The 12,607-nt window shown below is 71.7% G+C and carries 7 protein-coding genes; all 7 read left to right on the forward strand.

What is annotated here, in order from left to right:
• Nucleotides 1-22: 22 nt before the first annotated feature.
• The 7 genes from rpoC to ACSJD1_RS04275 all read left to right on the forward strand — a co-directional run bounded on the left by rpoC (nt 23) and on the right by ACSJD1_RS04275 (nt 12,606).
• Nucleotides 23-3,925: a DNA-directed RNA polymerase subunit beta' gene (gene rpoC / locus ACSJD1_RS04245; protein WP_438854055.1), complete on the forward strand. Its 3,903-nt coding sequence runs from the start codon at nt 23-25 to the stop codon at nt 3,923-3,925.
• 164 nt (nt 3,926-4,089) lie between these two features.
• A complete protein-coding gene (locus tag ACSJD1_RS04250; RefSeq protein WP_438854056.1) occupies nt 4,090-4,764 on the forward strand; it encodes a hypothetical protein in 675 nt (224 codons plus the stop codon).
• A gap of 127 nt (nt 4,765-4,891) precedes the next feature.
• Entirely contained in the window at nt 4,892-6,019 is a 1,128-nt protein-coding gene (locus tag ACSJD1_RS04255; RefSeq protein ID WP_438854057.1) for a hypothetical protein, read from the forward strand.
• A gap of 120 nt (nt 6,020-6,139) precedes the next feature.
• Complete coding sequence (locus ACSJD1_RS04260; protein ID WP_438854058.1) at nt 6,140-7,318, forward strand: RDD family protein; 1,179 nt, start codon at nt 6,140-6,142, stop codon at nt 7,316-7,318.
• A complete protein-coding gene (locus ACSJD1_RS04265; protein WP_438854059.1) occupies nt 7,315-11,796 on the forward strand; it encodes an FtsK/SpoIIIE domain-containing protein in 4,482 nt (1,493 codons plus the stop codon). The genes ACSJD1_RS04260 and ACSJD1_RS04265 overlap by 4 nt, the downstream gene beginning before the upstream one ends.
• Before the next feature lie 133 nt (nt 11,797-11,929).
• Nucleotides 11,930-12,220: a WXG100 family type VII secretion target gene (locus ACSJD1_RS04270; RefSeq protein WP_400996246.1), complete on the forward strand. Its 291-nt coding sequence runs from the start codon at nt 11,930-11,932 to the stop codon at nt 12,218-12,220.
• Between the two features lie 86 nt (nt 12,221-12,306).
• Nucleotides 12,307-12,606 (forward strand): hypothetical protein, encoded by a 300-nt coding sequence (locus ACSJD1_RS04275; protein ID WP_438854060.1) that lies wholly within the window; start codon nt 12,307-12,309, stop codon nt 12,604-12,606.
• Nucleotide 12,607: the final 1 nt, after the last annotated feature.

Below are 12,607 nucleotides of genomic sequence, written 5' to 3' on the forward strand. Positions count from 1 at the left end.
CTTCAGGAATCTAGGAGAGAAATTGCTCGACGCAACGACGTTCGATGAGCTCCGTATCGGCCTGGCGACCGCCGAGGACATCCGCAAGTGGTCCTACGGCGAGGTCAAGAAGCCCGAGACCATCAACTACCGCACGCTGAAGCCCGAGAAGGACGGGCTCTTCGGCGAGCAGATCTTCGGACCCAGCCGCGACTGGGAGTGCGCCTGCGGCAAGTACAAGCGCGTGCGCTTCAAGGGCATCGTCTGCGAGCGATGCGGTGTCGAGGTCACCAAGTCCTCGGTCCGCCGCGAGCGGATGGGCCACATCGAGCTGGCCGCGCCCGTGACGCACATCTGGTACTTCAAGGGCGTGCCCTCGCGCCTCGGGTACCTGCTCGACATGGCGCCGAAGGACCTCGAGAAGGTCATCTACTTCGCCGCCTACATGGTGATCGACGTCGACGACGAGGGTCGTCACGCCGACATGCCCGGCCTCGAGAACGAGCTCCGGCTCGAGATCAAGGCCATCGGCGACGCTCGCGACGCTCGCATCGCCGAGCTCATGCAGCGCAAGGAGGAGGAGCTCGCGGCACTCGAGGCCGAGGGCGCCAAGTCCGACCAGAAGAAGCGCGCCGAGGCCGCGGCCGACAAGGAGATGGCCGGCGTCCGCAAGTCGGGCGACGAGCAGATCGCGCACCTCGAGCGCGTGTGGGAGGACTTCCGCACGCTGAAGGTCGGCGACCTGAAGCCCGAGGACTCGGTCTTCCAGGAGCTGCAGGACCGCTTCGGCATGTACTTCGAGGCCTACATGGGCGCCGAGGCGATCAAGAAGCGCCTCCTGTCCTTCGACCTGGCCGCCGAGGCGGAGGACCTGCACCTGCAGATCGCCGAGGGCAAGGGCCAGAAGAAGATCCGCGCCATCAAGCGGCTCAAGGTCGTCAACTCGTTCCTGCAGACCGGCAACTCGCCGGCCGCGATGGTCCTCGACGTCGTCCCGGTGATCCCGCCGGAGCTGCGCCCGATGGTCCAGCTCGACGGTGGCCGCTTCGCGACCTCCGACCTGAACGACCTCTACCGTCGCGTGATCAACCGCAACAACCGACTCCGCCGCCTGCTCGACCTCGGCGCGCCCGAGATCATCGTGAACAACGAGAAGCGGATGCTGCAGGAGGCCGTCGACGCGCTGTTCGACAACGGCCGTCGTGGTCGCCCCGTCACCGGCACCGGCAACCGCGCCCTGAAGTCCCTGAGCGACATGCTCAAGGGCAAGCAGGGTCGCTTCCGCCAGAACCTGCTCGGCAAGCGCGTGGACTACTCGGGCCGTTCGGTCATCGTGGTGGGCCCGCAGCTCAAGCTGCACCAGTGCGGCCTGCCCAAGCAGATGGCGCTCGAGCTGTTCAAGCCGTTCGTCATCAAGCGCCTGATCGACCTGAGCCACGCGCAGAACATCAAGGCCGCCAAGCGAATGGTGGAGCGTTCGCGCCCGCAGGTGTGGGACGTGCTCGAGGAGATCATCCGCGAGCGCCCCGTGCTGCTGAACCGTGCGCCCACGCTGCACCGCCTCGGCATCCAGGCGTTCGAGCCGCAGCTCGTCGAGGGCAAGGCCATCCAGCTGCACCCGCTCGTCTGCGCCGCCTTCAACGCGGACTTCGACGGCGACCAGATGGCCGTGCACCTGCCGCTGTCGGTCGAGGCCCAGGCCGAGGCCCGCATCCTGATGCTGGCGTCGAACAACATCCTCAAGCCGTCCGACGGCCGTCCGGTGACCCTGCCCTCGCAGGACATGATCATCGGCCTGCACCACCTGACGACGGTCATCGAGGGCGGCGCCGGTGAGGGCCGCGCGTTCTCCTCGATCGCCGAGGCGATCCTCGCGTTCGACCAGAACCGTCCGGGCGAGCCCGTGCTCGACCTCGGCGCCACGGTGAAGATCCGCCTCGAGGGGCTGCACTTCGCCGAGGGCCAGGAGCCCGAGGGCTTCGTGTCGGGCCATCCGTTCCTCATGGAGACGACCCTCGGTCGCGCGCTCTTCAACGAGGCGCTGCCGGCGGACTACCCGTACTTCAACGCCCAGGCGGGCAAGTCGCAGATCTCGCAGATCGTCAACGACCTCGCCGAGCGCTACCCGAAGACCGAGGTGGCCGCGACGCTCGACCGCATCAAGGACGCCGGCTTCCGCTGGGCGACCCGTTCGGGCGTGACCGTCGCGCTCTCCGACATCGTCGAGCTGCCGCAGAAGCGGGAGATCGTCTCGAAGTACGAGAAGCAGGCCGCGAAGGTCCAGTCGCAGTTCGAGAAGGGTCTGACGACCGACCTCGAGCGTCGTCAGGAGCTCATCCAGATCTGGACCAAGGCGACCGACGAGGTCGCGAAGGCCATGCAGGAGGAGTTCGCCGCGAACCAGGGCAACACCATCAACCGCATGGTGACCTCGGGCGCTCGAGGCAACTGGCTGCAGGTGCGCAACATCGCCGGCATGCGAGGCCTCGTGAACAACCCGAAGGGCGAGATCATCCCGCGTCCGATCATCTCCTCGTACCGCGAGGGGCTGTCGGTGGCGGAGTACTTCATCGCCACGCACGGTGCCCGCAAGGGCCTGGCCGACACGGCCCTCCGCACGGCCGACTCGGGCTACCTCACGCGTCGTCTGGTCGACGTCTCGCAGGACGTCATCATCCGCGAGGACGACTGCGGCACGTCGAAGGGCCTCGAGCTGCCGATCGCCGCGGTCGACTCCACGGGTGCGCTCGTGCGCGACCCGAACGTCGAGAACTCGGTGTTCGCCCGGTCGCTCGCGACCGACGCGGTCAACGCGAAGGGCGAGGTGGTCGCCGAGGCCGGCGACGACGTGGGCGACGTGCTCATCGACAAGCTCGTCGCGGCGGGCGTCGAGTCGATCAAGGTCCGCTCGGTGCTGACCTGCGAGTCCGCGGTCGGCGTGTGCGCGAAGTGCTACGGCCGTTCGCTCGCGACCGGCAAGCTCGTCGACATCGGCGAGGCGGTCGGCATCATCGCGGCCCAGTCGATCGGCGAGCCGGGCACCCAGCTCACGATGCGCACCTTCCACACCGGTGGATCGGCCTCGGCCGACGACATCACGCAGGGTCTTCCCCGCGTGCAGGAGCTCTTCGAGGCCCGCACCCCCAAGGGTGCGTCGCCCATCGTCGAGGCCCCCGGTCGCATCACGATCGACGAGACCGAGAAGCAGCGCAAGGTCATCCTCACGCCCGACAACGGCGACGAGCCGATCGCGTACAACGTGCTCAAGCGTTCGACGCTGCTCGTCGAGGACGGACAGCACGTCGAGCTCGGCCAGCAGCTGATCGTCGGCACCGTCGACCCGAAGGAGGTCCTCCGGGTCAAGGGCGTGCGCGAGGTGCAGAAGCACCTGGTGAACGGCGTCCAGGACGTGTACCGCTCGCAGGGCGTGCCGATCCACGACAAGCACATCGAGGTCATCGTCCGGCAGATGCTCCGCAAGGTCACCGTCGTCGACCACGGCGACACCGACCTGCTGCCGGGTGAGCTCGTCGACCGCTCGCGGTACAACGAGATCAACCGGACGGCGCTCACCGAGGGCAGGAAGACGGCGTCGGCGCGCCAGGAGGTCATGGGAATCACCAAGGCCTCGCTCGCGACCGAGTCGTGGCTGTCGGCCGCGTCCTTCCAGGAGACGACCCGCGTGCTCACGCAGGCCGCCATGGAGGGCAAGTCCGACCCGCTCGTCGGCCTCAAGGAGAACGTGATCATCGGCAAGCTGATCCCGGCCGGTACGGGCCTCGCCAAGTACCGGAACGTGACCGTCGAGGCGACCGAGGAGGCGAAGGCGGAGCGCTACCCGAACCGCATCTTCGCCGACGACGCGTCGTTCACCGAGGGCGACCTCAGCTTCGTCGACTTCGACTCGTTCTCGAGCGACGACTTCACCCCCGGCAACTACAGCTGATCCATGCGGGCGGCGGCCTCGCCGCCGCCCGCACCCCACGACGGGCCCCGGAGCGATTCCGGGGCCCGTCGTCGTCTCGGAGCACGTCACCTGATGACGGCACTCAGGTGCGGCGGATAGTATCTCGGGCGGTCGCCCTCATCCGTTTCCGACCCGGAGCCCACATGCCAGACGCCGCCCCCGCCTCCCGCCGAACGAGGACGCTGCTCATCGTCGCGGCGTCCGCGCTGGTGATCGCGGTCGTCGCGCTCGTGGCGGCGCTCGTGCTGCCCGCACCGGTCAGCCAGTCCGCCGAGCCGACGTCGCCGCCGCGCCCGGCGCCCTCCAGCGAGGCGGCGCCCGCGCCCGTCGTGGTGCCGACCCCCGAACCGGTGCGGGACGAGCGCATCCCGACGGATTGCGCGGCCATCTACACGTTCGACTGGTCGAGCACCTTCGCTCCCGACTACGTCCTGAATCCGGGATGGTCGACCGCCGAGGGCGCCACGGCCCTCTTCGGCACGGACGACCCGGGCGCACTGCCCATCCTGCAGGAGACGTCGCAGCTCACGTGCGGGTGGCTCCCCCCGGACGGCGGCGACGGCCGCATCGGGCTGGTGACCAACGTCGCGAGCCTCGACGAGGCGCAGACCGCGGCCGCCATCGCGGCCCTCCAGGCCGCAGGTCAGGAGTGCTACGAGGAGGAGGGGGGCACGCGCTGCATCCTCGAATTCGGGGGAGTCACGGGTTCGGCCGGCGAGTCGCACTTCTTCCGCGAGGGCCTCTGGATCGCCACGCGCTGGGACGGCCCCTCGGTGAGCGGGTACACGCTCGACATCGCGACGCAGCTCTTCTCCTGACCCGCAGGCGGACCCGTCGACCGCGACGCGCGGTCGACGACCCGCGCGTGCTTCCGGATGGCGCGCCGACGCGTTGCTAGAGTGAGCCGCACCACGGGCGGCCGGTGCTGCCCGGAAGGAGCGGACGATGAGCAGCACGACCCCCGGATCCGAGCCCGGCCGCCGCGACCTCGACGGCGACGGCCTGCCCGATCGACCGATCGACGACGACGGGTCCACGACCGCCGAGACGACCGATGCGCCGGCGATGACGGGCGCTGCGCCCGACGAGGTCGCCGCCGAGCAGGCGGAGGTCGACCCGACCGCCCCGCATGCGGAGGACGTCGATCGCGTCGAGCACCCGGTCGCCGCTCCCGACCCGACCACGGAGTCGGAGGACGCGGAGCACGGCTTCACCGGCACCGACGACGCGCCCGAGCCCGTTCCCGCCCAGCCGCTGCCCTCGGCGGACGCGGACTCCGGCGACGAGCGTTCCGAGCTCGATGCCGCCGTCGAGCGGGCGCGGACCGAGCACCCGCCGGTGGTCGATGAGACCGCGGTGGTCGAGGAGCACCCCGAGCCGGTGCGCGCCGCGGAGGTGCGCCGCGAGACCGGCGTGCCCGAGACGGTCGGCGCGGCCGGCATGGGCGCGGCAGCGGGGGTCGGAGCGGCGACCGCGGCCCCCGAGGCCCCCGCGCCGCCACTGCCGCAGACGATCTACGTCCAGGCCCCGACACCGCCGAAGGACAAGGGAAACCGCGGCTTCGGCGTACTCGTCGGACTGGTCGCGACCGTCGCCTTCGCCCTCCTCTACGCGGGGATCTCCTACCTCGTGATCGCCTGGTACGGCGCGGGTCGCGGCGACGGCATCCGCGTCTACACCGAGTTCCTCGCGCAGCCGGTGTTCTGGGTCCCCGTGGTCTTCTTCTTCCTCGCGTTCGCGCTGCTCGCCGCGATCCTGAACCGCGCCGCGTGGTGGACCTGGGCCGTCTTCGGCCTCGCGATCGGCATCATCGTCTACTTCTCGTACATCGGCGCATCGTTGCTCACCGTCGCGGCGTGGCAGTTCACGCCGCAGCAGGCCGCGGACTTCGTCGCCGAGCGCTGGGTCGACCCGTTCGCGATCATCGCGTTCATCGTCGCCCGCGAACTGCCGATCTGGTTCGGCGGCTGGATCGCCGCGCGCGGCCGTGCCGTGGGCGAGCGGAACGTCCGGGCGCGCGAGGAGTACGACCGCCAGATCGCGGCGGGTCCGCAGCCGATCACGACGCGCTAGCGGAGGCGATCGTCCGGGTACCCTCGTCTGGGGTTGCGCGCATGGTGAGCGCTCCCCATCGACGTGGCGCACCCGGCCTGCTTGGGTGGCTCCCTGACCCTGCACACCCGAGGAGCGCTGTTGAGCATCACGATGCAGACCGCCGAGCCAGTCCCCGGCACCGGTCCCGACGGTCGGCCCGATCCCGCGTACGCGGCGGCGCTGGGGCTCGTGCCCGCTCCGAACGGCCGGCGGTCCGCGGCGTTCACGATCGATGCGGCGGTGTTGGCGCTGGTCGCGGTGCCCGCGGCCATCGGGTGGGCGCAGCTCGTCGTCGCGCTGTCGGCGAACGGCGGGGCGACCCCGACGACGGCGGATGCCTCAGCGTTCGTCGGCCCGCTGGTCCTCCTCGGCGCGGGGCAGCTCCTCGTCGGCCTGCTCGGCATCGTGCAGCTCGCGCTCCACGGCCGGAGGGGCGTCACGATCGGCAAGGCCTCGCTCGGCCTGCGTTCGGTGAACGTCGCCACCTTCGAACGACCCGGGTTCTGGAGGGTCGTGCTCCGTGCACTGGTGCTCTGGCTGTCCCAGGGCGTCCTCCCGTTCGCCGGGCCGGCGATCTGCTTCGGTTCGGGCCTGTGGGATCCGGACGGCCGCGGCCGCAGTTGGCTGGACCGCGTCGGCCGCTGCTTCGTCGTGGACGCCCGACGCGGCCTCGATCCGTTCGACGCGAAGGCGTTGCGGCACGCGCGGCGGCAGGTCGAGGCCGAGCCGCTCGCGCCGCGCGCGAGCCTGCCGTCGCTCGCCTCCGAACGCGGCCTCGACGAGCGCACGTTCATCCCGTCGGCGCGGTCGAGCGCCGGCGTCGTCGCGGCGCCGCCTCCGGCCGCGGCCGCGCCGCAGGCCGGCGCGGGTGGCTGGACCCCGCCGCCGCTCGGGACCCCGCCGTCGCGCGAGACGCCGTCGGCGCCGCCGGCACCCGGGCCCGCCGTCACGCTCGTGTTCACCGACGGCGCGCGGATCGCGGCATCCGGCACCACGCTGCTCGGCCGCGGTCCCGCGCGGAGCGATGCCGACCCCGTCGATGCCGCGCTCATCGCGCTCGTCGACCCGAGCATGGGGCTGTCGAAGACGCACGCGGCCGTCGAGGTCGACGCCAGGGGCATCCGCGTGACGGACCGCTGGTCGAGCAACGGGACGTCGTTCGTCGACGCGACCGGCGCCGAACGCGGCCTCGAGCCCGGCGTGGCCCAGAGCGTGCCGCCGGGTTCGGCGGTCCGACTGGGCGGCCTGGAGTTCCGCATCGAGGCGGTCGGCGCGTGAGGCTCAAGCTCGGGCTGCGGCGGCAGTCGGGTGCCGGCGTCGACGTCGTCGTCACCGCCGACGCGACCTCGACGGTCGGCGACCTCGCACGGGCGGTCGCCGACACCGATCCCGCCTCGGCGCACCTGCCGTCGCATCCCGGGCTGCTCACGCTCGCGGTCGCGCCGCCGACGTCGTCGGAGCCGGTCGTGCTCGACCCGGACACGCTCGCCGCCGACGCCCCGATCGGTTCGGGGTTCAACGCCGCGGTGGTCTCGCCGGCCGCGCGATCGTCCGTCGCCGACGCTCCCGTCGCGGTCATGCACGTCCACTCGGGGCCGGATGCGGGGCGCGAGTTCCCGCTCCGCCGCGGCCACGGCGTGATCGGCCGTGCGGCGGACGCCGACGTCGTGCTCGCCGACCCGCTCGTGTCGAAGCGGCACGCGCGCGTCGAGGTCGATCAGGCGGTCGAGCTCGTCGACCTGAACTCGGCCAACGGGCTGCTCGTCGACGGCGGCCACGTCGCGCGCGTGCGCGCCCTGCCGGGCGTCCGCGTCACGATCGGCGACACGGTCGTCTCGTTCAGTGCCGTCGCCGGCACGGATGCCGCGACCGATCCGATCCTCGAGCGCGGCGGCGCGCTCATGTTCAACCGGTCGCCCCGCGTCGAGGCCCGCTATCCGGGCACGGCGCACCCCGAGCCGCGCGTGCCGAGCGAGGAGACGCCGCGCCTCTTCCCGTGGCCGATGATCGCCTCGCCCGTGCTCATGGGCCTGGGCATCTTCGCGATCACGCAGCGGCCGGCGTCCCTCCTCATCGTCGTGCTGACGCCGGTGATGCTGCTCGCCAACTTCCTCGGCCAGCGCATGGGCAGCGGCAGGAAGCTGCAGCGGGAGGTCGAGACCTTCGAGGTGCAGTTGGAGGTCCTGGAGGAGACGCTCGAGCGCGAACGGCACGTCGAGCGCGAGCGTCGGCACGACGAGACCCCTCCGGTGGCGACCGTCTACGAGCAGGCGATGCGCCTCGGCCCCATGCTCTGGACGCGCCGTCCGGAGCACTGGAACTTCCTCGCCCTCCGACTCGGGGTCGGCCGTGCCCGGAGCCGGAACTCGATCCGCGAGTCCGAGGGGGCGAACGACGGCATCCCGGCGTACGCGAAGCAGGTCGACACCCTGCGCGAGCGGTACCGCGACATCGACGACGTGCCCGTCATGGAACTGCTGCCGAGCTCGGGCGCCCTCGGCATCGCCGGCCCCGGCGACCTCGCGGCGGACGCGCTGCGCGGCATCGCCGTGCAGGTGTTCGGCCTGCACGCGCCGAACGACGTCGTGGCCGCCGCGATCGTCGACCCCGCCTGGAGCCGCGAGCTCGACTGGCTGAAGTGGCTGCCGCACACGTCGGGGGAGCGGAACCCCGTCGCCGGCGCCGCCCTGGCCGACAGCCCATCGGCGGGCGCGACCCTCCTGAGCGCGCTCGAGGAGCTGATCCTGCAGCGACTGTCGGCGGCGCCCGTCCGCCGCGGCCCGCTCTCCGACGAGGACGGCTCGATGGCGCGCGGCTCCCGCATCGGCACGCCGGGCGGCGTCCGCGAGGAGGCCCGGCCCGACTCGGCGCTCATCCTGGTCGTCTCGGCCGACGCGCCAGTGGATCGCCCTCGCCTCGTCCAGCTCATCGAGCGCGGCGCCGAGGTCGGCATCCACGCGGTCTTCGTCGCGCCCACGGTCGAGTCGCTCCCTGCGGCGTGCCGCACGTTCGTCGACGTGACCGGCGGGCTCGACCGCGCGCGCATCGGCGTCGTGCGCTCGGGCGTCGAGTACGCCGACGTCGCGGTCGAGGGCGTGTCGCTCCGCTACGCCGAGGTGTTCGCGCGCCGCCTCGCGCCGGTCGTCGACGCGAGCACCGTCGTCGAGGACTCCAGCGACCTGCCGCGGAGCGTCTCGATGCTCTCGCTCATCGGGAGCGAGATGGCGCAGGACGCGGAGGGCGTCGTCGAACGCTGGCGGCAGAATGCGTCGGTCCTCGACCGCTCCGGGGCGAAGCTGCCCCGCCTGAAGCGCGCCGGGACGCTGAAGGCGTTCGTCGGCCAGGGCAGCCCGGATGCCATGACCCTCGACCTGCGGACGCAGGGCCCCCACGCGCTCGTGGGCGGCACGACGGGCGCCGGCAAGTCCGAGTTCCTGCAGGCGTGGGTGCTCGGGATGGCGGCCGAGTACAGTCCCGACCGCGTCACGTTCCTCTTCGTCGACTACAAGGGCGGCTCGGCCTTCGCCGACTGCGTCGAGCTGCCGCACTGCGTGGGCCTCGTGACCGACCTCAGTCCGCACCTGGTCCGCCGCGCACTGACGAGCCTGCGCGCCGAACTGCACCACCGCGAGCACCTGTTCAACCGCAAGAAGGCGAAGGACCTCCTCGAGCTCGAGAAGCGGCAGGACCCGGAGACCCCGCCCGCGCTCGTCATCGTGATCGACGAGTTCGCGGCCCTCGCGGGCGACGTGCCCGAGTTCGTCGACGGGGTCGTCGACATCGCGCAGCGCGGGCGCTCGCTCGGCATCCACCTCATCATGGCGACGCAGCGCCCGGCCGGCGTCATCAAGGACAACCTTCGCGCCAACACCAACCTGCGCGTCGCCCTGCGGATGGCCGACGAGTCGGACTCGCGCGACGTCGTCGGCGATGCGGTCGCGGCCGGGTTCGACCCCGGAATCCCCGGGCGCGGCATCGCCAAGACCGGCCCCGGGCGTCTCGTGCCGTTCCAGTCGGCGTACACGGGCGGATGGACCAGCGACGCGCCGGAGGCCGCGGACGTGCGCCTCGCGGAGCTGCGCTTCGGTTCCACGGTCGTGTGGGAGCGCGAGGGGGTCGCCGACGACGACGTCCACCTGGGCGATCCCGGCCCGAACGACCAGAAGCGAATGGTCGACGCGTTCATCCGTGCGGCGACGGCCGCGGGCATCCCGGCGCCTCGACGGCCGTGGCTCGACGACCTGGCGACGACGGTCGCGGTGGAGGACCTGCCGGCGATGGGCGATGGGGAGGTCGTGTTCGGCCTGGCCGACGTGCCCGAGCGCCAGCTGCAGTCGCCCATGGCGTTCGTGCCCGACCGCGACGGCGCGATGCTCGTCTACGGAACGAGCGGTTCCGGCAAGTCGACCCTGCTGCGCAGCCTCGCGATCTCGATCGGCCTCCGCCCCGACCTCGGCGCGGCCGAGGTGTACGGCCTCGACTTCGGTTCGGGTGCGCTCCGCTCGCTCGAGGCGCTGCCCCACGTCGGCTCCGTCATCGCGGGCGACGACCCCGAGCGCATCCAGCGCCTGCTGCGAACCCTCGACGACGTGCTCGACCGACGCGGGCGGGCGTTCAGTGCCGCGAACGCGGCGAGCCTCACCGAGTACCGCGAGCTCACCGGCATCCGCGAACCGCGCGTGCTGCTCGTCATCGACGGCTTCGCGCAGTTCAAGGCGGACTGGGACTCGACCACCGTCCGCATGCCGTTCTACGACATCGTCGTGCGGCTGCTCGCCGAGGGGCGCCCGCTCGGCGTGCACGTCGTCGCGACGGCCGACCGCTCCGGCGCCGTGCCGACCGCGGTGAGCGCCAACGTCACCAAGCGCATCGTCCTGCGACTCTCGGACGAGGGCGGGTACCAGGTGCTCGGCGTGCCGAAGGACGTGCTCGACGAGCGGTCGGCCCCGGGACGCGCGATCGTCGACGGCCTCGAGACCCAGGTCGCCGTGCTCGGCGGCACGGCGAACGTCGCGGAGCAGACCAGGGCGCTCGAAGCGCTCGCCGACCGGCTGCGGGCGGGCGGCGCGGCCGAGGTCGCCCCGGTCGGCTCGCTGCCGGCATCGTTCGGATCCCACGAGCTGCCGAGCGAGGTCCGGGGCGAGCCCGCGCTCGGCCTCTCGGACGACACGCTCGCGCCGATCGGCTTCGAACCCGTCGGCACGTTCGCGATCACCGGTCCGCCGCAGAGCGGCAAGACGACCGCGATGCGCGCCGTCATCGACGCCGTGCGCCGCCACGATCCGGACGTGCGACTGTTCCACATGGCCGGGCGCCGGGCGGCGCTCACCGGCCACGCCGACTGGATGCGGAGCGCGACGAGCGTCGAGGACGTCACGGCGCTGGCGCGCGAGCTCATCGAGGTCATCGGCGACCCGACGGTGCCCGGTCGCTACCTCATCGCCGTCGAGAACGTCACGCAGTTCGCCGACTCCGACGCCGAGCGGCCGCTCAAGGAGCTCTTCCAGGCCGTGAACCGCAGCGAGCACTTCCTCGTCGGCGACGCCGACGTGGCGAACCTCTCGAGCGGATTCGGATTCGTCGGCGACTTCAAGGCCGGGCGCCGCGGCGTCGCGCTGAAGCCCGATGCGTACGACGGGGACTCGGTGTTCAAGACCCCGTTCCCGAAGGTCAAGCGCTCGGACTTCCCTGAGGGCCGCGGGATCTTCGTGCAGAACGGCCGCATCACGACGGTGCAGATGCCGCTCGTCGGATGACCGCGGTGCGCGTTCGCAGGCCGTTCGGGCCGGTGGGGAGTGCTCCCCATGGGCCCTCGCCCGCGGCATCCGTAGTCTGATCGACACCGGCTCGCGGTCGCGGGCAGATCCCGAACGAAGGAAAGGTTCCACCATGGCTGCAGACTTCGGCGCCTCGTACGGCGAGATGGAGGCGATGGCGAGCAAGCTGTCGGACGCGCGCGACGACATCCAGTCCCAGCTCGACCAGCTGAAGAGCTCCGTCGACAACCTGCTCGGCAACGACTTCAAGACCCAGCACGCCTCCGGCAAGTTCGGCCAGGGCTACGAGGAGCTCACCACGGGCCTGAAGAACGCCGTCGACGGCATCGGCGAGATGGGCGAGGCCCTCCGCGGCATGATGCAGGCGATCCAGGACCTCGACCAGCAGCTCGCCGGTCGCTGACCTCCGTTGCGCGGCGGCCGCGGCTCGAGCCCGGTCGCCGCGCGGCGTCGCATCCGATACCCGAGACCGTCCGTGAGGAGCACACCGTGGGAGACGGAGTCGAGATTCCGCTGTCCTCGATGCAGGAGCTGGACCAGGCCCTGAAGGACATCGTCGTCGAGTTCGACGAGGCCGGCGGGCGCACCGGCCGCCTCGTCGAGGCCATCCGACGACCGATGGGCCGATCCGGCCTGCGCGATGCCGCCGACGAGTTCGAAGGCGCGTGGGACGACAAGCGCGAGACGCTCAAGGGGCACCTCGTCGAGCTGCAGCAGCGCGTCGAGGCAGTGAAGGACGGCTGGGCGTCGCTCGACCGCGACCTCGCCGCCCAGCTCGAGACGAAGTGAC

The organism is Agromyces excoecariae (assembly GCF_051715505.1).
In the GTDB taxonomy this organism is placed as follows: Bacteria; Actinomycetota; Actinomycetes; order Actinomycetales; family Microbacteriaceae; genus Agromyces.

Coding starts and splice junctions, on each gene's coding strand:
- ACSJD1_RS04250 (WP_438854056.1), top strand. CDS start 4,090: ATGCCAGACGCCGCCCCCGCCTCCCGCCGAACGAGGACGCTGCTCATC.
- ACSJD1_RS04255 (WP_438854057.1), top strand. CDS start 4,892: ATGAGCAGCACGACCCCCGGATCCGAGCCCGGCCGCCGCGACCTCGAC.
- ACSJD1_RS04270 (WP_400996246.1), top strand. CDS start 11,930: ATGGCTGCAGACTTCGGCGCCTCGTACGGCGAGATGGAGGCGATGGCG.